This is a genomic window from Stappia stellulata DSM 5886, from assembly GCF_000423705.1.
In the GTDB taxonomy this organism is placed as follows: domain Bacteria; phylum Pseudomonadota; class Alphaproteobacteria; order Rhizobiales; family Stappiaceae; genus Stappia; species Stappia stellulata.
Map to the genome: position 1 here is coordinate 71372 of NZ_KE384082.1, position 22382 is coordinate 93753.

General features: G+C 65.3%; 29 protein-coding genes. 19 read left to right on the top strand and 10 right to left on the bottom strand.

Annotated elements, in window-relative coordinates; translation table 11 throughout:
- Positions 1-96: 96 nt before the first annotated feature.
- The 8 genes from G572_RS23685 to G572_RS0112670 all read left to right on the top strand — a co-directional run bounded on the left by G572_RS23685 (position 97) and on the right by G572_RS0112670 (position 6086).
- Positions 97-1095, top strand: a complete 999-nt coding sequence (locus G572_RS23685; protein WP_037546815.1) for a sodium:proton symporter — start codon at positions 97-99, stop codon at positions 1093-1095.
- A 51-nt stretch (positions 1096-1146) separates the two neighbouring features.
- A complete protein-coding gene (locus G572_RS0112640; protein ID WP_084650112.1) occupies positions 1147-1926 on the top strand; it encodes a DUF2259 domain-containing protein in 780 nt (259 codons plus the stop codon).
- A 92-nt stretch (positions 1927-2018) separates the two neighbouring features.
- The gene (gene rpe, locus G572_RS0112645; RefSeq protein WP_029058797.1) at positions 2019-2696 is read left to right on the top strand and encodes a ribulose-phosphate 3-epimerase; all 678 of its coding nucleotides are present in this window, start codon (positions 2019-2021) and stop codon (positions 2694-2696) included.
- Positions 2697-2719: 23 nt separating this feature from the next.
- Positions 2720-3187 (top strand): hypothetical protein, encoded by a 468-nt coding sequence (locus G572_RS0112650; protein ID WP_051242296.1) that lies wholly within the window; start codon positions 2720-2722, stop codon positions 3185-3187.
- Positions 3188-3229: 42 nt separating this feature from the next.
- The gene (gene purB / locus G572_RS0112655; protein ID WP_029058799.1) at positions 3230-4558 is read left to right on the top strand and encodes an adenylosuccinate lyase; all 1329 of its coding nucleotides are present in this window, start codon (positions 3230-3232) and stop codon (positions 4556-4558) included.
- A gap of 124 nt (positions 4559-4682) precedes the next feature.
- A complete protein-coding gene (locus G572_RS0112660) occupies positions 4683-4907 on the top strand; it encodes a hypothetical protein (RefSeq protein WP_156884596.1) in 225 nt (74 codons plus the stop codon).
- Positions 4897-5535 (top strand): ATPase, encoded by a 639-nt coding sequence (locus G572_RS23690; RefSeq protein ID WP_051242299.1) that lies wholly within the window; start codon positions 4897-4899, stop codon positions 5533-5535. Before G572_RS0112660 ends, G572_RS23690 begins: the two co-directional genes overlap by 11 nt.
- Positions 5532-6086, top strand: coding sequence for an RBBP9/YdeN family alpha/beta hydrolase (locus G572_RS0112670; protein WP_029058801.1), 555 nt, complete (start codon positions 5532-5534; stop codon positions 6084-6086). The genes G572_RS23690 and G572_RS0112670 overlap by 4 nt, the downstream gene beginning before the upstream one ends.
- Positions 6087-6217: 131 nt before the next feature.
- Here the strand turns inward: G572_RS0112670 and G572_RS0112675 are convergent, their stop codons facing one another.
- The 3 genes from G572_RS0112675 to G572_RS0112685 all read right to left on the bottom strand — a co-directional run bounded on the left by G572_RS0112675 (position 6218) and on the right by G572_RS0112685 (position 7881).
- Positions 6218-6433: a hypothetical protein gene (locus G572_RS0112675; RefSeq protein ID WP_029058802.1), complete on the bottom strand. Its 216-nt coding sequence runs from the start codon at positions 6431-6433 to the stop codon at positions 6218-6220.
- 180 nt (positions 6434-6613) lie between these two features.
- Entirely contained in the window at positions 6614-7384 is a 771-nt protein-coding gene (locus G572_RS0112680; RefSeq protein WP_029058803.1) for an HpcH/HpaI aldolase family protein, read from the bottom strand.
- A gap of 173 nt (positions 7385-7557) precedes the next feature.
- A complete protein-coding gene (locus G572_RS0112685) occupies positions 7558-7881 on the bottom strand; it encodes a DUF1476 domain-containing protein (protein WP_029058804.1) in 324 nt (107 codons plus the stop codon).
- Between the two features lie 356 nt (positions 7882-8237).
- Here G572_RS0112685 and purC point away from each other — a divergent pair, with 356 nt between their 5' ends.
- The 5 genes from purC (at position 8238) to G572_RS0112710 (ending at position 10647) form a co-directional block, all read left to right on the top strand.
- On the top strand, positions 8238-9035 hold the full coding sequence (purC, locus tag G572_RS0112690) for a phosphoribosylaminoimidazolesuccinocarboxamide synthase (protein ID WP_029058805.1): 798 nt from the start codon (positions 8238-8240) through the stop codon (positions 9033-9035).
- A gap of 265 nt (positions 9036-9300) precedes the next feature.
- A complete protein-coding gene (purS, locus tag G572_RS0112695) occupies positions 9301-9540 on the top strand; it encodes a phosphoribosylformylglycinamidine synthase subunit PurS (RefSeq protein WP_029058806.1) in 240 nt (79 codons plus the stop codon).
- 35 nt (positions 9541-9575) lie between these two features.
- The gene (locus G572_RS26675; RefSeq protein ID WP_245566214.1) at positions 9576-9683 is read left to right on the top strand and encodes a phosphoribosylformylglycinamidine synthase-associated small membrane protein; all 108 of its coding nucleotides are present in this window, start codon (positions 9576-9578) and stop codon (positions 9681-9683) included.
- 20 nt (positions 9684-9703) lie between these two features.
- Positions 9704-10375 carry a phosphoribosylformylglycinamidine synthase subunit PurQ gene (gene purQ / locus G572_RS0112705; RefSeq protein WP_029058807.1) on the top strand — a complete coding sequence of 224 codons (672 nt, stop codon included), beginning with the start codon at positions 9704-9706 and terminating at the stop codon, positions 10373-10375.
- Positions 10376-10386: 11 nt separating this feature from the next.
- Positions 10387-10647, top strand: coding sequence for a DUF2164 domain-containing protein (locus G572_RS0112710; protein WP_029058808.1), 261 nt, complete (start codon positions 10387-10389; stop codon positions 10645-10647).
- A 99-nt stretch (positions 10648-10746) separates the two neighbouring features.
- Here G572_RS0112710 and yegS read toward each other — a convergent pair whose 3' ends face one another.
- Positions 10747-11751 (bottom strand): lipid kinase YegS, encoded by a 1005-nt coding sequence (gene yegS / locus G572_RS0112715; RefSeq protein WP_281168766.1) that lies wholly within the window; start codon positions 11749-11751, stop codon positions 10747-10749.
- Positions 11752-11799: 48 nt separating this feature from the next.
- Here yegS and purL point away from each other — a divergent pair, with 48 nt between their 5' ends.
- The 4 genes from purL to G572_RS0112735 all read left to right on the top strand — a co-directional run bounded on the left by purL (position 11800) and on the right by G572_RS0112735 (position 15177).
- On the top strand, positions 11800-13998 hold the full coding sequence (purL, locus tag G572_RS0112720) for a phosphoribosylformylglycinamidine synthase subunit PurL (RefSeq protein ID WP_029058810.1): 2199 nt from the start codon (positions 11800-11802) through the stop codon (positions 13996-13998).
- Positions 13999-14071: 73 nt separating this feature from the next.
- The gene (locus tag G572_RS0112725; protein WP_029058811.1) at positions 14072-14305 is read left to right on the top strand and encodes a BolA family protein; all 234 of its coding nucleotides are present in this window, start codon (positions 14072-14074) and stop codon (positions 14303-14305) included.
- A 62-nt stretch (positions 14306-14367) separates the two neighbouring features.
- Positions 14368-14700 (top strand): Grx4 family monothiol glutaredoxin, encoded by a 333-nt coding sequence (gene grxD, locus G572_RS0112730; RefSeq protein ID WP_029058812.1) that lies wholly within the window; start codon positions 14368-14370, stop codon positions 14698-14700.
- 198 nt (positions 14701-14898) lie between these two features.
- A complete protein-coding gene (locus tag G572_RS0112735) occupies positions 14899-15177 on the top strand; it encodes a hypothetical protein (protein WP_029058813.1) in 279 nt (92 codons plus the stop codon).
- A gap of 130 nt (positions 15178-15307) precedes the next feature.
- Here the strand turns inward: G572_RS0112735 and G572_RS0112740 are convergent, their stop codons facing one another.
- Together G572_RS0112740 and ttcA are read right to left on the bottom strand one after the other, a co-directional pair.
- Positions 15308-16576, bottom strand: a complete 1269-nt coding sequence (locus G572_RS0112740; protein ID WP_037547037.1) for an Hsp70 family protein — start codon at positions 16574-16576, stop codon at positions 15308-15310.
- Between the two features lie 103 nt (positions 16577-16679).
- Positions 16680-17621, bottom strand: coding sequence for a tRNA 2-thiocytidine(32) synthetase TtcA (gene ttcA / locus G572_RS0112745; RefSeq protein WP_029058815.1), 942 nt, complete (start codon positions 17619-17621; stop codon positions 16680-16682).
- Positions 17622-17779: 158 nt separating this feature from the next.
- On the opposite strand from ttcA, the gene G572_RS23695 reads away from it, so the two are divergent.
- On the top strand, positions 17780-17974 hold the full coding sequence (locus G572_RS23695) for a hypothetical protein (protein ID WP_029058816.1): 195 nt from the start codon (positions 17780-17782) through the stop codon (positions 17972-17974).
- Between the two features lie 14 nt (positions 17975-17988).
- Here G572_RS23695 and G572_RS0112755 read toward each other — a convergent pair whose 3' ends face one another.
- The 4 genes from G572_RS0112755 to G572_RS0112770 all read right to left on the bottom strand — a co-directional run bounded on the left by G572_RS0112755 (position 17989) and on the right by G572_RS0112770 (position 21629).
- Positions 17989-18957, bottom strand: coding sequence for an MBL fold metallo-hydrolase (locus tag G572_RS0112755; RefSeq protein WP_029058817.1), 969 nt, complete (start codon positions 18955-18957; stop codon positions 17989-17991).
- Positions 18958-19108: 151 nt separating this feature from the next.
- Positions 19109-19726, bottom strand: a complete 618-nt coding sequence (gene rpsD / locus G572_RS0112760; RefSeq protein ID WP_029058818.1) for a 30S ribosomal protein S4 — start codon at positions 19724-19726, stop codon at positions 19109-19111.
- Between the two features lie 257 nt (positions 19727-19983).
- Positions 19984-20787, bottom strand: a complete 804-nt coding sequence (gene murI / locus G572_RS0112765) for a glutamate racemase (protein WP_029058819.1) — start codon at positions 20785-20787, stop codon at positions 19984-19986.
- Positions 20784-21629, bottom strand: a complete 846-nt coding sequence (locus tag G572_RS0112770) for an RNA methyltransferase (protein WP_029058820.1) — start codon at positions 21627-21629, stop codon at positions 20784-20786. The genes murI and G572_RS0112770 overlap by 4 nt, the downstream gene beginning before the upstream one ends.
- A 150-nt stretch (positions 21630-21779) precedes the next feature.
- Here G572_RS0112770 and G572_RS0112775 point away from each other — a divergent pair, with 150 nt between their 5' ends.
- The gene (locus tag G572_RS0112775) at positions 21780-22364 is read left to right on the top strand and encodes an HdeD family acid-resistance protein (protein WP_051242307.1); all 585 of its coding nucleotides are present in this window, start codon (positions 21780-21782) and stop codon (positions 22362-22364) included.
- Positions 22365-22382 lie beyond the last annotated feature (18 nt).

The following is a 22382-nucleotide window of genomic DNA, read 5'->3' on the forward strand; positions in this document are numbered from 1 at the left end:
AGTCGCCCGCGTCGATACTGAAGCCGCATTTTTTTGATCTCCAGCATCCCGCTCCCCGTTCAGGACGCGGCACAGCCAACCCCACGGAGTTCACCCATGCAGGCGCTGTTCCTGCCTCTGCGCCTTGTCGCCTGGCTCGGGCGGCAAGGGACCCGCGCCGTCGCGGTAAGCGCGCTTCTCGGCCTGTTTCTGCCCCAGCTCTCCGCGCTGTTCCGGCCGGTCGTGGAAGAGGCGATCTTCGTTCTTCTGGTGCTTGCCTTCCTGCGGGTCGATCCGGCGGCGGTGATCGCCCATGTGAAAAAGCCGCGCCTCGTGGCACTGGCAAGCCTGTGGATGCTCGTGATCGTGCCGGGCGCGACCGCGCTGGCGCTCTCCGCCAGCGGGCTATTGGACGACAATCCCGATCTGGCGCTCGCCGCCTTCATCGTGACGGCCGCGCCGCCGATCATGTCCGCCCCCGCCTTCATCGCGCTGATCGGGCTGGACGGCGCCCTGTCGCTCGCGCTCGTGTGCATCACCATGCTGCTGACGCCCCTCACAGCCCCCCTGATCGGCGGCGCGCTGATCGGCGACACGCTTCCCATCGACGCGCCGGCGCTCGCCCTTCGCCTTGCCTTGCTGCTCGCCGCCTCCGCGGGCTGTGCCTGGATCCTCCGGCGTCTCTTCGGCACCGTGCGCGTTGCAGCCGCCCGCCAGCACATCGACGGGCTGAACGTGCTGGTCCTCTTCGTCTTCGCGGTCGCCGTGATGGACGGGGTCGCCGCGCATTTCGCCGAAACGCCCCTTTTGACGCTCGGCGTCGGCGCTCTGACCTTTGGCGTTGCAACCTTTCAGATGGGGCTGACATGGCTGGTGTTTTCGGCCGTTCGCAAGGACCACGCCTTCGTGCTCGCGCATGCGGCCGGCAACCGCAACATGGGACTGCTGGTGGCCGCGCTCGGCGGCAGCCTGCCGGATCTTGCCTGGCTCTACTTCGGCCTCGGCCAGTTGCCGATCTATCTCCTGCCATGGATTCTGGGACCGCTGGCGCGGCGCGCGGCGGCAAAAGCGCCCAGTCGTGACGGCGGTCACGGTGTCGACCGGATTTCCCGCTAGCAAGGAAGACAGACGGCGGGACCACCCGCTCATGCAAGGGAAACACTGCAAATGTACAATACAAGAGCTCAACGGTCGCGGGGGCGTCGCCTTGCCGGCAGCCTGGCATTTCTGGCCGGGCTTGCCATCGCCGCCCTGCCCATCTCCGCAACGGCCGGCGACTTCGCGGAGGTCGAGGTTCTCGGCTTCTCCAAGTCCGGAAGTCACTTCGCCTTCGAGGAGTTCGGCATCCAGGACGGCTCGGGCTTTCCTTATTCCAACATTTATCTGATCGACGTCGCCGACGACAGCTGGGTTTCCGGCACGCCGCAGCGCCGGCTGGACGAGGTGGACGACAGCCAGCCGCTCGACTTCGCCGAGGAACTCGCCCGCACCCGCGCCGCGAACCGGGACGTCGCAAACGACGTGCTCGGGCAAACCGGGATCGCCGGCTTCGGCCAGACGGTCGGCCACAATCCCCCGACCGAACGCACCAGCGATCCGCATCTGATGATCGCCACGACCAATCTCAGCGCGCCAACGATCGGCGGCCCGGTCACGCTGGCCCTTCAGGAAATCCCTGTCGCCAAGCCGGGCAACTGTCCCGACGGCTTCGGCACGATCCAGGGCATGAAGCTGACGCTGACCCACGAGGGCGAGACGCGGGTGCTGGCCGACGACAGCCATATTCCCAAGAGCCGGGGCTGCCCGCTGCGCTACCGGATCGAACGGTTCGTCACCCATACGCCGGTGTTTTCCGGGCCGACGTATTTCGCCGTGCTCGTCCTGATGGAAAAGATCGGTTTCGAAGGGCCAGACGGGCGGTTTCTCGCGATCACCGGCAAGCTTTGATCGTTCCCGCCCCGCGCGTCGCGCTTGTCGCCCGGGGCGGGCTGTGCTAGCGGCGAGCGGACTTGTCCAACCCACCGGAGCCGCCTGCCGCCATGTCCCTCCCCCTCGTGATCGCCCCCTCCATGCTCGCCTCCGATTTTTCCGCCTTTGGACGGGAAGTTCGCGACGTGGCGGACGCCGGCGCCGACTGGATCCATCTGGATGTAATGGACGGGCATTTCGTGCCCAACATCAGCTTCGGACCGGATGTGATCGCCGCCATGCGCAAGCACACCGACAAGATCTTCGACACGCATTTGATGATCGCCCCCTGCGATGCCTACCTCGAGGCCTTCGCCAAGGCCGGGTCCGACATCATCACCGTTCACGCGGAAGCCGGCCCCCATCTCGACCGCTCGCTGCAGGCGATCCGCGCACTCGGCAAGAAGGCCGGCGTCTCGCTCAATCCGGCGACGCCGGAAAGCGTGCTGGAATACGTCCTCGACCGGCTCGACCTGATCCTTGTCATGAGCGTCAATCCCGGGTTTGGCGGCCAGTCGTTCATTCCCGCGATGGTCGACAAGGTCGCCCGCATCAAGGCGATGATCGGCGACCGCCCGATCCACCTGGAAGTCGACGGCGGCGTGACGGCTGAAACCGCACCGCTGGTCGCCAGGGCCGGCGCCAATGCACTGGTCGCCGGCTCCGCCGTCTTCAAGGGCGACGGCGTCGACGGCTACCGCGCCAACATTTCCGCAATCCGCGACGCCGCTGCCCGCGCGGCGTCCTGAACCGGAAGAGGACAGGCCCCGCCTTGCGCCCGCTGATCTTCGCCCTCTTCTGGTCCGCCACGGTCTCGGCATGTGTTGCCATGCTGACGCTCGGGCGCGGCGAGGCCGTGAGCGGCCGCCTGATCGCGGTCTTCCTCGTCTTCGCCGCCGGCAGTTTCCTGGGCGCCTGGCTTGCCTGGGGAATGGCACGCCTGCTGACCTGGCGTCGCAGGCGGCGCACCGCGCGCTTCGCCGCGATGGTGGTGTGTCTCTCGCTGGGCACAGCCGGGCTGACGGCGTTCTTCTTTTTCCTGCAGCTGCGCGGCTATTATGCCGACTGGCACACACACGAGCTTTCCTACCGCATGTTCTGGGAACAGGTGTTCACCGGCGCGACCACGGCCTATATCTTCGTGGTGATGGGCGCGCGGGTTCTGCTTCCCTTCATGCTTCTCCCGCTTTTTGCAGCCGCCTGGTATTTCGCCCGCATTGAGCCGGGCCGCCGCGTCTGATATGGCACCTTTCACTCATTCCCCCCCTGACGAGGACACCGCATGATCCCGCGCTATTCGCGGCCCGAGATGGTCGCCATCTGGTCGCCCGAGACCAAGTTCCGCATTTGGTTCGAAATCGAGGCGCATGCCTGCGACGCCCTCGCCAAACTGGGGGTCATCCCGGAAGCAGCCGCGAAAACCATCTGGGAAAAGGGCGGCGCGGCCACCTTCGACGTGGCACGGATCGACGAGATCGAGCGCGAGACCAAGCACGACGTCATCGCCTTCCTGACGCATCTGGCGGAAATCGTCGGCCCCGACGCCCGCTTCGTGCATCAGGGCATGACGTCGTCGGACGTCCTCGACACCTGTGTGAGCGTGCAGCTCACACGCGCCGCCGACCTGCTTCTGGCCGACCTCGATGCGTTGCTCGCCGCACTGAAGCGCCGCGCCCTTGAGCACAAGGACACGGTCTGCATCGGCCGCTCGCACGGCATCCATGCCGAGCCGGTGACCTTCGGCCTGAAGATGGCCGAGGCCTATGCGGAATTCGACCGCTGCCGCACCCGGCTTCTGGCGGCGCGCGCCGAGATCGCAACTTGCGCAATTTCCGGTGCTGTCGGCACCTTCGCCAATATCGATCCGCGGGTCGAGGAACATGTCGCCGAGGCCATGGGCCTTGCCGTGGAGCCCGTTTCCACGCAGGTGATCCCGCGCGACCGTCACGCGATGTTCTTCGCCACCCTTGGCGTGATCGCCTCCTCGATCGAGCGCGTGGCGACCGAAGTCCGTCACCTGCAGCGCACCGAAGTGCTGGAAGCGGAAGAGTATTTCTCGCCGGGGCAGAAGGGCTCCAGCGCCATGCCGCACAAGCGCAATCCGGTGCTGACGGAAAACCTGACGGGTCTCGCCCGCATGGTGCGCGCCTACGCGATGCCGGCAATGGAAAACGTGGCGCTCTGGCACGAACGCGACATCTCGCACTCGTCGGTCGAGCGCATGATCGGCCCGGACGCGACCGTGACGCTCGATTTCGCGCTCGCACGCCTCACCAACGTCATCGACAAGCTGATGGTCTATCCCGAGCGCATGCTCGCCAACATGAACCGCCTGGGCGGCCTGGTGCATTCGCAGCGCATCCTGCTGGCGCTCACCCAGGCCGGCGTCAGCCGCGAGGATTCCTATCGCCTCGTGCAACGCAACGCCATGAAGGTGTGGGACAGCTACCAGACGCAAGGGTCTTCCGACGTCGACTTCCTTGAGGAACTCTTGAAGGATGCCGACGTGCGCGCAGCACTTTCGGAAGAGGAAATCCGCAGCCGTTTCGATCTCGGTTATCACACCAAGTCGGTCGAAACGATCTTCGCGCGGGTGTTCGGGGCAAGCTGAGACAAAAGGCAAGTCCCCGGCGAACGGACGCAAGTGTTGCGTCCCGGGGACTTGCAACCTATTTTCCCGGTGTCCGGTTCGCAAAACGAACCTTAACCAAGCGACGGGTATCGTGTTCGTCGATATGACAAAGACACCTGATCCTTTCAGTTTCGAAGAGCTTGGCAAGGTCGCTCGCCGTGCAACGGACGCCGTTCGCAAGGACGCGGAGAGCAGAAAAACCCGGCTTCCCGTCCTGGTCGACGGTCGCGTTGTCGAGATCGACCCCGAGGCGGACATGAGCAAGGGAACGGCTCCCGACGTGGCTCGTCGTATCGGGAAGAAGCTGAAGCTTCCGGATGCCGGCTGACCCTGTCCGGCCGGTTCTGACGATTTTTGCCGGTCCAAACGGGTCAGGGAAAACCACGCTCCGCAATCAGTTCGTCAAGGATGGGTATGATCTGGGCGCCTATGTGAATGCGGACGACATCCTGGCACGGGGCTCCAGTGAGGTGCCGGCGTCCACAAGCCGCCCGGATCGGGAGGCATGGGCATTCAACGAGGCGGAGCGCCAACGACAGGCGCTTCTTGAGGGCGGCGAAGCCTTTTCTTTCGAGACGGTGTTTTCCCACGAAAGCAAGCTCGACTTCATGCGCAAGGCGCGAGAGGCGGGTTACTTCATTCGCCTGCTCTTCGTTGCGACCGACAGTCCGGCCCTGAACGTGGCGCGTGTTTCAAAGCGCGTCAGGGATGGCGGGCACGACGTCGAGACACGCAAGGTGGTGGCACGATACAAGCGGACATTGACGCTGTTGCCCCTGGCGATAGAACAGGCCGATCACGCGGTCCTTTTCGACAATTCCGGCACCACGATGCGAGCGGTCGTGGCGCTGATGCGCTCCGCCGACTTCCCTGCAAGCTTCCACGTCCAGACCCCCATTCCCGAATGGATCGACGAGGCGATGAACACATACAGGTCCAGGAAGAAAAAGACATGAAGATCTCCGAGGCAGACATCCTTCTCATTCCCGGCTACGGCGACACGCCGGCCGGGCACTGGATGCACCGATGGGCGGAGAAGATGCCGACGGCACGGTTCGTGGATCTCGGCAACCCGCATCGTCCGGCGAGGAAGACCCGGGTCGAGGCCGTGACAAAGGCCGTTCAGGACGCCGAACGGCCGGTCGTGCTCGTCGCGCATTCGCTCGGCGCCAACACTGTCGTGCACGCGGCCCACGCGCTGCCCAAGGACGCGGTCAAGGCCGCCTTCCTGGTCGCGCCGACCGATCTGTCGCGAGACACGCCAAAGCCCGCCTTCGAAGTCGCGGATTTCCTGCCGTTGCCCAAGGGACCGCTGCCGTTTCCCGCAAGAATCGTCGCCAGCCGAACGGACCCCCATTGCGCCTTCGAGACGGCGAAGGACTGGACGCAGGACTGGGGCGCGCATTTCCAGGACGCGGGAGATGCCGGCCATATCAATCTGGAAAGCGGGCATGGCCCCTGGCCGGAAGGCCTGATGTCCTTCGCCTATCTGATGAAGACGCTTTAGGGCCCGGCCCGCACCGACATGCGCCGAATGCGAAAAGCGGCCGGTTCCAGAAAAACCGGCCTCCCGATTTCATCTCCAGCCGCATCGGTCACGCCGGACCCGGCCGCATGTGTCGGGCAACGCTCCCGGCGTCAGACGGACCGTGCGTCCCGCTCGACAAGCCCGGAGATCCGGCGCGCCACGAAGTAGCTCGCCGGCACAGCCAGCACCAACCCGACTGCGGCAAAGGCTGCCAGAAGCCAGGGATCATAGTCATTGAGACCGAAGAAGGTCATCGGCATCAGTGCGAAAATCCCGGCAAAGGTCGGGGCGACAACAATCAACAGCAAGGCTGTCAGCTTCCACATGGCGTGCACTCCAGGGCATGGCACGGCGATGCAGGCAGCGCGGCGCGCGGGCGCGCGACAACCGCATCGTTCGACGGCCATCAATATAGCGTGCTTTTGCTCGGATAAAACGTGACACGCCGTCTCAACGCGTTTTCCCGTTCGGGGAAACCGCGTATGCCCGAGCTTGCCGCAGAAATGTCAGTCCAGCTTGCCGGCCATGTCGGAGGCGGCATCCATGAACAGCCCCATGTCGATGCCGAGCGCGATGAAACGAAAGCCCATCTCCTTGCCGCGCTTTGCGTCTTCCACGGAGTTGGTGAAGATGCCGGCGAGCTTGCCGGCGGCCCGCGCCTTTGCGGCAACATCGGCCGCAAGCGTTTGAACCCGCTCGCTTGAGGGATTGAGGTCCGCGCCATCCGAAAGCGTCAGCGACATGTCGCCCGGTCCGACGAACACACCGTCGAGACCGTCGACCGCGAGGATCTCGTCCAGCGCCTCGAGCGCGGCCGGCGTTTCGATCATCGCGAAGGCAATGGTCTCGCGGTTGGCGCGTTCCAGATAGTCCGCCGGTGAGACGCCCTGCAGCATCGCGGCGCGATGCGGCCCCCAGCTGCGGGCGCCGAGTGGCGGATACTTCGCCGCGGCCACCAGCGCCAGCGCATCTTCCGGCGTGTTCACCATAGGCATGATCGCGGCTTCCGCGCCCAGATCGAACAAGCGGCTGACGGTGGCAAAATCGTCGACCGGAGGACGCACGACGGCATGCGCGCCGCCCAGACGCGCAGCGGCAATGCCGTCGCGCACCGAGGCGATGTCATGGGCGCCATGCTGCATGTCCAGCGTAACTGCGGGATAGCCGGAGCGCCCGAGCAATTCCGCAAGCACCGGAACGGCAAGCGTCGACCATGCCGTGACGATGGTTTCGTCCGCGCGCAGACGCGCGGCAAGTGAAACGGACGTGTCAGTCATGCAAGAACCTCATTGACGCGGCGGGGGAACTGCGAGCCTGAGTCCGCCCGGCCCGAAGGCAGCGCATCGGGCCAGCGGGCGAACGCAGAAACGCACCGCACACTCGCACGATCCGGACATTTCGTCACCATCACCGGCCGGGGACACTCGCCCCCGAGCTCTGGTCCGCCGGCTCAGCCTTCGGACTGGATCTGTGCGGCAGCGGTGTGGAGCAATTCGTCCATGGTGCGGCGAATCTGGTGATCGGACTGGTCCACGCCGGCATCGTCGAAATCCTTGCGGATCTTGCGGAACACGTCCTCTTCGCCCGGCTCCTCGAAATCGGCACGCACGACTTCCTTGGCGTAATCCTGCGCCTTGTCGGAATCCAGACCCAGCTTTTCCGCGGCCCAAAGACCGAGCAGCTTGTTGCGGCGGGCGACAGCCTTGAACCGCAGCTCCTCGTCGTGGGCGAACTTGTTTTCAAACGCGTCCTCGCGACGGTCGAACGTGCTCATGCGTGTGTCTCCTGCCTCGTCATCGGGTCCGCGGGCTTGGCACCCGGCCGTGAACCCCGGAACTCATGTAGGGATTCGTTGCGTCATTGCATATCCCCGCTGCAAGGCCAAATCAACGCGTGATCGCCCCCGCGCCCCGCGCCGCGGAAAACCCGCCTCAAACAGCCCCGAAATCTCTTCCTCCGCTCGATTGTACTTTATCGGACGATCGTGTAGTTTCCGCGCCATCGAGCGGGGGAACCACACCCAACTGCCGGTCCATCGCCAATCCTCCACGACCGTCAGGTGCTGTCGCGCCTCCGGACCGGGCCGGATGAAAGCGCGGGGCCGCAGGTTACCGGAGCGCTTCCGCAAGCATGGATTTTCTCTCACGAACACGGTACGTGCCTATGAACCGCCGCCGGCGCATTTATGAGGGCAAGGGCAAGATCCTCTATGAGGGTCCCGAGCCCGGAACGCTCATCCAGCACTTCAAGGATGATGCGACCGCCTTCAACAACAAAAAGCATGAGATTGTCGATGGCAAGGGAGTCCTGAACAACAGGATCTCCGAGTTCATCTTCAACCACCTCAACGAAATCGGCATCCCGACGCATTTCCTGCGCCGGATGAACATGCGCGAGCAGCTTATCCGCGAGGTCGAGATGATCCCGCTGGAAGTCGTTGTCCGCAACGTCGCAGCCGGCTCGCTGTCCAAGCGCCTCGGCCTCGACGAGGGCACGCCGCTGCCGCGTTCGATCATCGAGTTCTATTACAAGAACGACGCGCTCGACGATCCCATGGTCTCCGAGGAGCACATCACCGCCTTCGGCTGGTGCGCGCCCCAGGAGATGGACGACATCATGGCGCTCGCGATCCGCGTCAACGACTTCCTGTCCGGCCTGTTCCTCGGCGCCGGCATTCGTCTTGTCGATTTCAAGATCGAGTGCGGCCGCCTCTGGGAAGGCGACATGATGCGCATCGTCGTCGCCGACGAGATCTCCCCCGACAGCTGCCGTCTGTGGGACATCCAGTCGAACGAGAAGATGGACAAGGACCGCTTCCGCCGCGATCTCGGCGGAATGCTGGAAGCCTATCAGGAAGTCGCGCGCCGTCTGGGCATCATCAACGACAGCGAGCGCCCCATCGGCGGCGGTCCGGTGCTGGTGAAGTAGACGCCACCGGCGAACGCACGACGGCAACGCGACCCGAGCGTGCCGCATCCAACAAGACCCCGACGCTCCGGCGCCGGGGTTTTTTGTTGGAACAGCCGGCAAGATCCCCGCCCCCGCCTTGCAGCACCCTGCAATGCGCAAAAGAGGCTTTCATCCGCGCGGGCGGCGCGCTAGAAGCGGCGCGAGAGGGGCGCGCCTCGTGACGCGGCCCGAAGACAGGCGCGCCGGCACGCTCCGGCGCGGGCAGCGATTGCGGAGACCCCCGATGAAAGCACGCGTGACCGTCACCCTGAAATCCGGAGTTCTCGACCCGCAGGGCAAGGCGATCGAGGGCGGTCTGGCCGCGCTCGGCTTCGCCGGCGTCGACAGCGTGCGTCAGGGCAAGGTGTTCGACGTCGAGCTGGCCACCGCGAATGCGGACACCGCGAAGGCGGAGCTCGCCGAGATGTGCGAGAAGCTCCTCGCCAACACGGTGATCGAGAACTACGCCATCGAGATCCTCTGACAGGTCGGGACCGGCGGAGCTGAAGAGCGGCTGACATGAACGACGACAGTGCCAAGGCGATCCGCTTCCTGTTGATCAAGGCCGCCATATTCATCGTACTTCCCGCCGGCCTTGCATTGCTTGCCGCGCTCTTTCTGGTCTGAGCTCCAAGGGACACATGCCCATGAAATCCGCCGTCATCACCTTCCCCGGATCGAATCGCGAGCGCGACATGATGTACGCGCTGGAGCTGACGAGCGGCATTGCGCCGGTCTCCGTCTGGCACGCGGACACCACGCTGCCCGATGTCGATCTCGTCGTGCTGCCGGGCGGCTTTTCCTATGGCGACTACCTGCGCTCCGGCGCGATCGCCGCCCGCGCGCCGATCATGGATGCGGTGCGCGACTTCGCCGAAAAGGGCCGGCTGGTGCTCGGCGTGTGCAACGGCTTCCAGATGCTGACCGAGACGGGCCTTCTGCCCGGCGCCTTGATGCGCAACGCCGGCCTCACCTTCGTCTGCCGCGAGGTGATGCTGGAGACCGCCTCCACCGCCAACCGGTTCACCGACGGCATGGCCAGGGGCGCCGTGTGGCGCTGCCCGGTCGCCCATCACGACGGCAATTATTTTGCCGATACCGACACAATCCAGGCGCTCGAGGACGAGGACCGCGTGGCCTTCCGCTATGCACGCGGCACCAATCCGAACGGCTCGATCAACGACATCGCCGGCATCACCAACAAGCGTGGCAACGTGCTTGGCATGATGCCGCATCCGGAAAACCTCGTGGATCCGCTGCAGGGCGGCATCGACGGGCGCGCCTTCTTCGAAAGCGCGCTTGGCACAGTCGCGGCCTGAGCGCGCCGTCGATGAGCAAGCCCCTCTTCGACACTGCGGAAACCGCCGTTCTCGTCGCCCGGCTGCGCGATTTGATCAGCGAGGAAGTCGAGATCGAGATCGGCGGGCTTTCGGCGGAAACACTCTTTTCCCAGCTGTCGCGCGAAATCGGATCGGCTTTCTACAATCGGGGCCTGAATGACGCCCGTGCGGCAATCTCCGCGCGGATGGACGAGGTCGCCGAGGTGGTCTACGCGCTCGAACGCCCCTCCGCGATCGACCGGGTCCGCTGAGCCGCAAGCCCGGACGGACGAACATCCCCCTCGAGGCGGGGCGCGAACACACTGGCGCGCTCTGACATCCTGTTTCCGGCGCATTCGGCTGAAGCGCCGTCAGGTCAGCAGCCCCTCCGGCGCGGCTCCCGTCACGAAACGGATTGCGCCGGGAAGCACCTCGACCTTGAGCCTGTCCGCCGACATCGGCTCCCCGTCGAGGTTCAGCGACAGTTGCGCATCGCTTTCCACCGTCAGGGAGGAAAACCGCGCGGTCTCGGCGTAGCTTTCCAGCGGCGCTTCCGTCTCGCTCAACATCCGCGACAGCAGTCCGAGAACATGGTCTGCATCGGGCTGGGGAAACAGTGACAGGTCGAGCAGCCCGTCGTCGAGCCGTGCCTCGGGACACAGCGCAACGCCGCCTCCCGCCAGTCGCCCGTTTCCGATCGCCATTGCCAGGAAGTCTCCCTCCCAGGAAAAACCGTCGGCGGAAAACCGCGCTTTCGACGGGGAGAGGCGACCGATATGGCTGGCGCCGGCAACCAGATAGGCGGCTCCGCCAAGCAGGCGCTTGGCACGCGGATCGGCTTCACGCGTGATCTGGGTGACCGTGCCCCCGGTGGCAAGGTTGATGAAAACCCTCTCGTTGACACGCGCGGCATCGATCGTGCGGATTTCGCCCTCGGCGCAAATCGCCAGGGCAGCCGCGGGATCCTCCGCCGGAAGCGCCAGTCCGGCGGCGAAGTCGTTCGCCGTGCCCAGCGGCAGCACGCCGACCGCAACGTCATCCGGCCCCGCGTCGGCCGCAAGCAAGGCGGCAACGACCTGGTTGAGCGTGCCGTCGCCGCCACCGGCCACGATCACGTCGGGACGCGGCTGCGCGCAAAGCGCCTCCCCGACGAAACGCGCAACGTCCTGCGGCTCGTATGTGACCCGGACGAGCACCTCGTGTCCGGCATCGCGCACGCGCGCGACCGCCAGTCTCACATCTTCCCTCGGAGCGGATTTTCCGTTCAAAATCAAAAACAGCCGTCGTTTCGTCGCCAAGCGTTCTGCCTCCTGCGCGCGTCTGTCGCGACCATGGTGGGCGGTCGCGCGAATGTCTACAATTCCCTTTGCGGTCACGGTTTGCTAAAGGGGCGCAATCTTCCGCTTCCAAGGTCCGCACCGCTCATGATTCCCAACGACATCGCCATCACCCCGGAACTCATCGAGGCGCACGGCCTCAAGCCCGACGAATACGAGCGCATTCTCGCGCTGATCGGCCGGACGCCGACCTTCACCGAACTCGGCATCTTCTCGGCGATGTGGAACGAGCATTGTTCCTACAAGTCGTCGAAGAAATGGCTGAAGACGCTGCCGACGACGGGACCGAGGGTCATTCTCGGCCCGGGCGAGAACGCGGGCGTGGTCGACATCGGCGACGGCGAGGCCGTCGTCTTCAAGATGGAAAGCCACAACCACCCCTCCTACATCGAACCCTATCAGGGCGCGGCGACCGGCGTCGGCGGCATCCTGCGGGATGTTTTCACCATGGGCGCGCGCCCCATCGCGGCGATGAACGCGCTGCGCTTCGGCGCGCCGGACCATTCGCGCACCCGCCATCTCGTCTCCGGTGTCGTTGCAGGCGTGGGCGGCTACGGCAACTCCTTCGGTGTTCCAACGGTTGGCGGCGAGGTCGAGTTCCATGCCCGCTACAACGGCAACTGCCTGGTCAACGCCTTTGCCGCCGGACTTCTGCGCACCGACGGCATCTTCCTGTCCAAGGCGGAGGGCGTGGGTCTTCCGGTCGTTTACCTCGGCGCCAAGACCGGCCGCGACGGCGTCGGCGGCGCCACGATGGCCTCGGCCGAGTTCGACGAGACCATCGAGGAAAAGCGCCCGACCGTTCAGGTGGGCGATCCCTTCACCGAGAAATGCCTGCTGGAAGCCTGCCTTGAGCTGATGAAGACCGGCGCCGTCGTCGCCATTCAGGACATGGGCGCGGCCGGCCTCACCTGCTCCGCCGTCGAAATGGGCGCGAAGGGCAATCTTGGCGTGACGCTGGAACTCGACCAGGTGCCGGTGCGCGAGGAACGCATGAGCGCCTACGAGATGATGCTCTCGGAAAGCCAGGAGCGCATGCTCATGGTGCTGCGCCCCGACAAGGAGGCCGAGGCCAAGGAGATCTTCCGCAAGTGGGGCCTCGACTTTGCCATCGTCGGCGTGACCACGGACACATTGCGCTTCATCGTCAACCACCAGGGCGAGACCGTCGCGGACCTGCCGATCAAGGAGCTTGGCGACGAGGCGCCGGAATACGACCGTCCGTGGTCGCCGAGCCCGAAGCTGGAGACGCTTCCCGCATCGCGCATCGCCGAACCCGACGACTATGCGGCCGCGCTCTCGACGCTTGTCGGCAATGCCAACGGCGGGTCGCGGCGCTGGGTCTACGAGCAGTACGACACGCTGGTCCAGGGCAACACCGTCGCCTCGCCGGGCGGCGATGCAGGCATCGTGCGCGTCGGTGACGCCGGCAAGGCGCTCGCCTTCTCCGTCGACGTGACCCCGCGCTACGTCGGGGCCGACCCCTTCGAGGGCGGCAAGCAGGCGGTGGCGGAGTGCTGGCGCAACCTGACGGCCGTCGGCGCGGAACCGCTGGCCTCCACCGACAATCTGAATTTCGGGAACCCGGAACGCCCCGAAATCATGGGTCAGCTGGTCGAGGCGATCAAGGGCATCGGCGCCGCCTGCGAGGCGCTGGAAATGCCCATCGTCTCCGGCAATGTCTCGCTCTACAACGAGACCAGCGGCGAGGCGATTCTGCCGACCCCCGCCATTGGCGGCGTCGGCCTTCTCGACGACGTCAATGCGCGCGCCAGCCTTGCCTTTGCCAATGACGGCGACATCATCGCCCTCATTGGCGGCCATGGCACGCATCTGGGGCAAAGCACCTATCAGCGCGACATCCTGGGCCGTGAAGAAGGCGCTCCGCCGCCGGTCGATCTTGCGGCCGAGAAACGGCGTGGCGATTTCGTGCGCAGCCTCATTCGCGCCGGACGCGTGACGGCGGTGCATGACCTGTCCGACGGCGGCCTCGGTGTCGCGCTTGCGGAAATGGCGATCGCCGGCGCCCGTGGCTGCACGGTCGAGGTCCCCGCCCCGGCGCATGCGACCCTCTTCGGGGAGGACCAGGGCCGCTATGTGCTGACCATCGCCCCCGACAGGGTCGCAGGCGTTCTGGAGGATGCGCTCGACGCAGGCCTAGAGGTCGCGGAGATCGGTAAAGTCGGCGGCGAGAGTTTGACGGTGGAGGACATTCTCACCATATCCGTTGCAAAGCTTGACGAGAGCCACGAAAATTGGTTCCCGAACTACATGGCCGGCGCATAACCGCGTCGCGCGGTGTGAATTCCAGGCCGCCCGTCCGCGCAATCGGCAGGTGGCCACTAGAAAGGACGAACATATGGCAATGCAGGCGCGCGAGATCGAGGCCCTGATCAAGGAAGCCCTGCCGGACGCGAAGGTGGAAATTCGCGACCTCGCCGGCGACGGCGACCACTATGCGGCTGTTGTTGTGGCCGACGCCTTTCGCGGCAAGACACGGGTGCAACAGCACCAGATGGTCTATCAGGCGCTGAAGGGCAACATGGGCGGCGAACTTCACGCGCTGGCACTGCAAACGAGCGCCCCGGACTGAAATCATCACGAAGCCGACCCCGGTCGCTGGACCTTGACCCCGGCAGAACGAAAGGACGCAGTATGAGCATCAAAGAATGGATCAAGAACGAGGTCGACACCAATGACGTCGTTCTCTTCATGAAGGGCACCCCGGCCTTCCCGCAGTGCGGGTTTTCCGGCCAGGTCGTCCAGATCCTCGACTACATCGGCGCCCCCTACAAGGGCATCAACGTGCTGGACGACGATGACCTGCGCCAGGGCATCAAGGAGTTTTCCGACTGGCCGACCATCCCCCAGCTCTATGTGAAGGGCGAGTTCGTCGGCGGCTGCGACATCATTCGCGAGATGTTCCAGAGCCAGGAACTCCAGAGCCACATGACCGACAAGGGCATCTCGACGCGTCAGTCCGCGTAATTCAAAAGTTAATAAATGGTTAATAAAAGGCGGATCCAAGTTGATCCGCCTTTTTTTGTCAAGATTTATAGACTAGGCAAATTTTGCCGAATCACCCTAAGCTGAACGTCAGATGAATGCGCGCTTCAGGTCTTGATCACTTGGACCGTGTCATGTCTCGGTCGTCTTAGGGCTTATCGGCACCGGAAGGATCAGACCATGCGTATCGCGAAACTTGCAGGCCTCGGCCTCGCGCTCAGTTTGGGTTTCGGCCTCGCGACATTCGCTCAGGAAAGCGACAGCAACCTGCGCCGCATCGCCTGTGTCGAGCTGATGGTCTTCGCCCCTGCCAACGGGGTAAGCGACGCGGACACCTGCCGCGCCCATGGCGGGCTGGCCGCCGAGGGCGCTCATGCCGCCAATTCCGCCCTGGTCATCCTCGTTCGCAATCAGCCGGCGGGCGCCTCCCTCGGCCTGATCCCCGGCAAGGGCTCGTAAGCAGCCTGTCCTGACCGGCCGATCCTGACTTTCCCGGTGCGACGCCTGCTTCCCCGCGAGACGTCGCCCTCCTGCCCTGCCCGTATCCACGGCCCGGCCCAGCACGCCGGGCCGTTTCCGTATCTCCGGCCTACATCGGCCCGTATTTACGTGCGGCATCGAGCGCAAGTCCCGTTCCCACGCTTCCAAACACATCGCCCTGCACAACGGCCGCCTGCGGAAACAGGCCGGTCAGACGCGCACGCACGAAGGGGATCGAGGCCGAGCCGCCGGTGACGAACACGGAGGAAATCGCCTCCGCCCCCACGCCGGCCTGATCCAGACAGTCTGAAAGCGCCCCGGCAATTCCCTCGACCGACTGTTCGATTGCCGCGATAAGCTCCGCGCGCGCCACCTCCAGATCGAGATCCAGATCCGACAGCGGGAACCGCAGGTGGTGAAGCTCCCGCGACGACAGCGCGATCTTCGCGCCCTCGACCTCTCCGGCGAGCGCATGGCCCTGGCGTTCGTCGACCACCGCCATCAGCCGGTCGACGAGGTCGGGACGGGCGGCGTCCTGGCGGAGCGCCTTGAGCTTTGTGTCGATCTGCGGCGCATAGAGAAAGTTGATGCGGTGCCATGTGGCCAGTTCGAAATAGGCCCAGTTCGGCAGATCGCGCCGCCCGTCGCGCGCAAGCGTGCGGTAGCCGAGCTCCGGCATCACGGTCCGCAGGCTGAGCAGGCGGTCGAAATCGGTTCCGCCGATGTGAATGCCGGTGCTGGCGAGAATATCGGCACGCCGGTCCTGCGCCTGCCGGCGCTCCGGCGACACCCGCACGATGGCGAAATCCGAGGTGCCACCGCCGAGATCGACGATCACGGCAAGCTCCTCGCGCTGCACCGACCGCTCGTGATCGAGCGCAGCCGCAATCGGCTCGAACTGAAAGGCGATCTCGGAAAACCCCGCATCGCGGGCAATGGCCTCAAGCTCGCCCTGCGCTCGGGCGTCGGCGTCCTCATTGCCGTCGACGAAATGCACGGGGCGCCCGAGCACGACCGCATCGAAGGCGCGGCCGGCGGCGGTTTCCGCGCGCATCTTCACCTGCTTCAGATACAGCCCGATGATCTCGGAAAACGTCCAGCGACGTGTCTTGATTGTCGTCTTTTCCGCCATCGTCCTGGATCCGAGCACGCTCTTGAGCGAGCGCATCAGCCGCCCCTCCACGCCCTCGACATAGGCATTGACCGCAGCGCGACCGAAACGGATATCCGGATCCTCGAACGAAAAGAACAGCGTGCTCGGCAGCACCGCGCTTTCGCCCTCCAGGGCGAGGAGCCTCGCCGCACCGTCGGGCGCGAGAATCGCGGCGGTGGAGTTGGATGTACCGAAGTCGATGCCGCAGGGCACGTGTGTGGTCATTGTCAGGGTCCGAAAAAGCAGGGCCGCCGGATGCGGCACGGGAAAGACAAAGCCGGGAAAGGCGCACCCTTCCCGGCTTGAACGATGGATCTGGATGCGGGGGTTATTCGGCGGCGAACAACCGCCCGGTCATGGCAAGGGCGGCCCCGCAGGGTTCGCTGTCCTCACGCGCGTCGGCACCTGCATGCGACGACGCCATCAGGCCGGCGAAGTCGAACAGCGCGGGGTCGTGGAGGTGAGACGCCCGCACATTGGCGAGCGCTCGCGCCATCACGGACAGACGACCCGGCGTCGCGCGTTCCCACTCCGCCATCATCGCCTTCACCTGCGCCCGCTGCAGGCCGTCCTGGCTGCCGCACAGATCGCAGGGGATGATCGGAAATTCCATCGCCTTCGCATAGCGGGCAATGTCGTCTTCCGAGGAGGAGATCAGCGGCCGCAGCACCAGCAGGTCGCCATCGTCGTTGAGAAGCTTCGCCGGCATGGAGGACAGCCGTCCGCCGAAAAAGAGGTTCATGAAGAAGGTTTCCAGCGCATCCTCGCGGTGGTGGCCGAGCACGATGGCCGAGCAACCCTCCTCGCGGGCGATGCGGTAGAGATGCCCGCGCCTGAGCCGCGAGCAGAGCGAGCAATAGGTCTTTCCCTCCGGCACCTTGTCCACGACGATGGAATAGGTGTCCTGGCGAACGATCCTGTGGGCAATGTCGTGCTGTTCCAGAAACTCCGGCAGGATATGCGCGGGAAAGCCCGGCTGGCCCTGATCGAGATTGCAGGCCAGAAGATCGACCGGCAGCATGCCCCGCCATTTGAGATCGAGCAGCACGGCCAGCAGCGTGTAGCTGTCCTTGCCGCCCGACAGGCAGACAAGCCAGCGCGGGCGCTTGCCGGAGGCTTCCACCATGGCGTTGCGCGAAATGGTGTCGCGCACCTCGCGCAACAGGCGCTTCCTGAGCTTCTTGAAGGCCACGGAGGCCGGCGCGTCGCGAAACAGGGGCGGACAGGCCGTCGCCTCGGTCGCGTCAACAGGCTGCGTGGAATCGCTCATGGTGTCATCTGCCGGGGATTGGATGTATCGGGGGCGGACAATGCCGAGATTTGGCCGCGATGGCAACATCGTCGACGACCATTGCACGAACGGGCGCGATCCCTCAGGCTGCGCCCGAACACTCCCGCGAACATCGCACGGCCCGGAAAGGCGACCCCTTGCCCGCACCCTTACGCGTCACATCCCTGACGGCCCTCGCCCTGGCGCTCCTTGCCGGGGGCTGCTCCTCCTCCGCCTCCATCGGCTCGGCCGTGATCACATCCGACGGACGGGGCGCGGCGACGATCGACACGCAGACGCTGACGATCGGCACCCCGGACACATCGGATGTCCCGCCCCCGCCCGACCGCTGAGCGGACGTGGACAGTCAGCCCTCCGCGACGTAGCGCCAGGCGCCGTCCTTTGCCTCGGCACGCCCGACGCCGGGCCACGGAAGGTGGTAGCCGACGAGCAGAAGGCCGTCCGTTGCCGCGCGATCAAGCAGCGTGCGGCGCGTCTTCACGGCAAGCTCGGGGATCTGGTCGGTGGTCGGCTGCCAGTCGGGCTTCTCGAAGGAGACCGACGGGTGGGTCAGCGCATCGCCGGTCACCAACAGCTGCTGGCCCCCATCCTCGATCAGGACGGACATGTGCCCGGGCGTATGCCCCGGCGTCTCGATCATCGTGATGCCGGAGACAACCGCATGATCGGCGCCGACCCGCTCGAGCTTTTCCGCGACCGCGCCGAGGTTGCGCTGCGCGCCGAGCGCGAAGGAATGCAGCTCTTCCGGGTTGTCGGCGAGGAAATCCGGGTTCATCCAGAAATCCCACTCCGCCGATCCCATCAGGTAGCTGGCATTGGGAAAGCGCTCGCTCTCGTCGAAATCGTCAATCACGCCCCAGACGTGATCGGGATGGCCGTGGGTCAGCACGACATGGGTGACACTGTCGCGGTCGAGACCGGCCGCGTCGAAACTGTCGGCCAGAAGCCCGGCGTCCTGAAAGAAATTCAGCCCGGCTCCGGTGTCGATCAGCACCAGCGCATCGCCCTTGCGCACCAGCGCGATGTTGAGCGCGCTGGCACGGACCTCGCCGTCATGACCGTTCGCGGTGAGAAACGCCGCCCGCTCCGCGTCGCTGACATTGGAGGCAAGCGTCGAGGCGGGAAGCGTCAGACCGCCGTCGGTCAGGATCGTGATTTCGCTGTCGCCCAGGGTCAGGCTGTGGGCCGCCTCGGCAGCACGAGCAGGCGCGCGTGCGGCAAGCAGCCCCGCGCCTGCTCCGGTCGTCGCCAGACCGCGCGCCACGAAGGGAGCGCCAAGCCCCCCGGCCAGAACACCTCGTCTCGAAATGGACATGTTGTTTCCTCCCCTTTTCCGGCATCATATTCGATCGGGCGAATATGAAAAGCCTTGTCTCGGGGTGCGGGAAAAACAAGGGGCGAAACGAAAAAGGGCGCGCCTTGCGGCGCGCCCCCTTCCAAAGCCTGGCGGACTTGAAGTCCGAAAATCAGCGCGAGTAGAACTCGACGATGAGGTTCGGTTCCATCTGCACCGGATAGGGCACGTCGGCAAGCGTCGGGACCCGTGTGAAGGTCGCCGTCATCTTGCTGTGGTCGGCGGTGACGTAATCCGGCACATCGCGCTCGGCGAGCTGCGTCGCCTCGATCACGGCCGCGAGCTGACGGGACTTTTCACGAACCTCGATCACATCGCCCGGCTTGCAACGGTAGCTGGTGATGTTCACGCGACGGCCGTTGACCTTGACGTGGCCGTGGTTCACGAACTGGCGCGCGGCAAAGACCGTCGGCACGAACTTCGCGCGATACACGACCGCGTCGAGACGGCGCTCCAGAAGACCGATCAGGTTTTCCGAGGTGTCGCCCTTGAGGCGGGAAGCCTCGACGTAAATCTTGTGGAACTGCTTTTCGGAAATGTTTCCGTAGTAGCCCTTGAGCTTCTGCTTGGCACGCAGCTGGACACCGAAGTCCGAGAGCTTGCCCTTGCGGCGCTGACCGTGCTGACCCGGGCCGTACTCACGGCGGTTTGCCGGAGACTTGGGACGACCCCAGATGTTCTCGCCCATGCGGCGATCGAGTTTGTGCTTTACGCTGTGGCGCTTCGACATTCGCGGTTCCTTCGCATTCGTCTGTTTTTCAAGGAAACACGCCCTCCTCTCCTCGTCATCTCCATGAACCCACGGGGAAATCGAGGCGACAGGACCCCAAGCCAAACAGCGCCGGCATGGGCATCCACGGGTGCGTGAAAAACAAGGCGGGCCACAGGGACCCGCCAAGTCGCAGGATCCCTAGCCGACCCCCGCCCGCTTGTCAAACGGAACCCGCCGCACGAACCGCGCAAAACCGCCGTTTGCCGGCGCGAGGTTCAGCTTGCGACCGCGAGAAGCCGCAACAGCGGTCCGAGATCCGCCCCCGATGTCGCAATCACCCGGTCGGGCGGGCGCTGTGCTTCGGCCCCGGGCGCCGGCCCGCTCACCGAATCCCCAAGCACGACGGCGAGGCGCCGCGCAATCGCCGGCGCCGGATCGAGCCAGTCGACGTCCCACGGCGCGACCAGGCGCAGCTGCGGCAAAAGCAGCGGATAATGCGTACAGGCCAGCACCACGACATCGGTGCGCGCGCCATTCTTCGTCACGAAGCATGGCGCGATTTCCTGCGCCAGAACCTGCGCATCGATCTCCTTTCCGGCGATTGCCCCCTCCGCCAGCCGGGCAAGCCCGCGCGCACCGACAAGCGTGATCGCGGTGTCGGGTGCGAAACGGCGAATCAGATCGAACGTATAGTCGCGAACGACGGTCGCCGGGGTCGCCAGCACCGTGACCAGCCCGCTGCACGAGAGCTCTGCCGCCGGCTTGATGGCCGGCACGGTGCCCACCACCGGAATGGAAAGCCGCGCGCGCAAGGGCGCCAGCACCAGGGTGGACGCGGTATTGCAGGCGATGACGACAGCGCAGGGCCGCAGCTCGTCGACAAGACGCGTCAGAAGCGCCACGCAATGGGCGGTCAGCGCCTCTTCGGGCCAGTCGCCATAGGGAAAGCCGGCATCGTCTGCGACGTAACACAGGGGAAGCTGCGGCAGCAGATGACGGATCCGGCGCGCGACGCTCATGCCGCCGGCCCCGCTGTCGAAGACGAGAACCGGTGAGGCGAGCGGCGCGGGCGCGCTCATTGTTCGCTGTCGGCGGCCGGGCCGTCGCTTTTGTCCCCGCGCGGCTCCTCGCGCGGCCCCTCGCGCGGACGCGTCGGCCGTCGCTCGAGCGCCGCGATCACGCCGCGAAGCGTCTTGACCTCCTGATCCGTCAGCGTCGCCTTTTGCAGGATGTTGCGCAGGTTACGCACCATGGAGGGGCGTTTTTCCGGCGGCCGGAAAAAGGTGACCCCGTCGAGCGCGCTTTCCAGATGCTCGAACAGCCGGACCAGGTCTTCCTTGCGCGCGGGCGGGTTCGTCACCTCGTCCAGGCGGAAGGGAAGCGCCCCGCGATTGGCCTTCACCCGCCACTCGTAGGCACACACGAGCACGGCCTGCGCGATGTTGAGCGATGCGAAATCCGGATCGACGGGCAGCGTGACGATCTCGTCGGCAAGCGCCACCTCGTCGTTGTTGAGGCCCCAGCGTTCCCGCCCGAACAGATAGCCGACGCTTGCGCCCTTTGCTGCCAGTTGCGTGGCCGCCTCCGCCGCCTCGTCGGGCCCGCGCACGGGCTTTGGCACCTCGCGCGAGCGCGCCGTCGTCGCATAGACGAAGCTCAGGTCGGCAATGGCCTCCTCGACGCTGGAAAACACCTGCACACGGTCAATCACATGATCCGCGCGGCTGGCCGCCGCACGGGCCCGCTCGCTCGGCCAGCCGTCGCGCGGATTGACGATCCGCAGATCGACAAGCCCGAAGTTCGCCATGGCGCGGGCGGCCGTGCCGATGTTCTCGCCCAGCTGCGGCTCGCACAGGATGACGCAGGGCGGTGTCAGGTCGACGGACCGTGCCGACGGATCGATGGATGCGTTTCGTGTCATGGCGCGCAAATAGCCCATCGCGGGGGACTTTTCCAGTGTTCACGCGAAGGGTGCGATCGGCGGCAATCCCGCATCGCCCCGACTGCAAAGCGGCGTTATACTCGCAACATTGAAAACAGTCTCCAATACGCAAATACAAGGAAGTCCGGCATGAGCCAGCCGCAAACACAAACCGCAACACACAAGCCGCCGATTACCGAAGTCGTGCGCAACAAGTGGGGCTGGTTCCTCGCGCTCGGGGTTGCCCTGGTGATCGGCGGCTTCGCCATGATCACCGTTCCCCTGGCAAGCTCCATCGCGGTGACGCTCGTCATCGCCATCGTCTTTGCCGTCGGCGGCCTGTTGCAGATCTGGCATGCCTTTTCGGTCAAGAACTGGAGCGGCTTCCTGTGGGACATTCTCACCGGCATCATCGCACTGGTGGGCGGCGCCGCCGTCTACTTCAATCCGGTGATCGGCACCTTTGCGCTGACGCTTGTCGTCGCGGTGATTCTGCTGGCGCAGGGCGTCACGCAGATTCTGCTCGGCTTCAAGGTGCGCCCGCATGACGGCTGGGGCTGGCTGGCGGGCGCCGGCGTGCTTTCCATCATCGCCGGCCTGTTGATCTGGTTCGAGTTCCCCACCTCCGCCTTGTGGGTCCTCGGCCTGTTCGGCGGCGTCGCGGTGCTGATGAACGGCTGGAGCTATATCGCGATCGCGTTGATCGCCCGCAAGGCCGGCACCGGCTCCGCGTGATCTGAAAACGCGACGGCC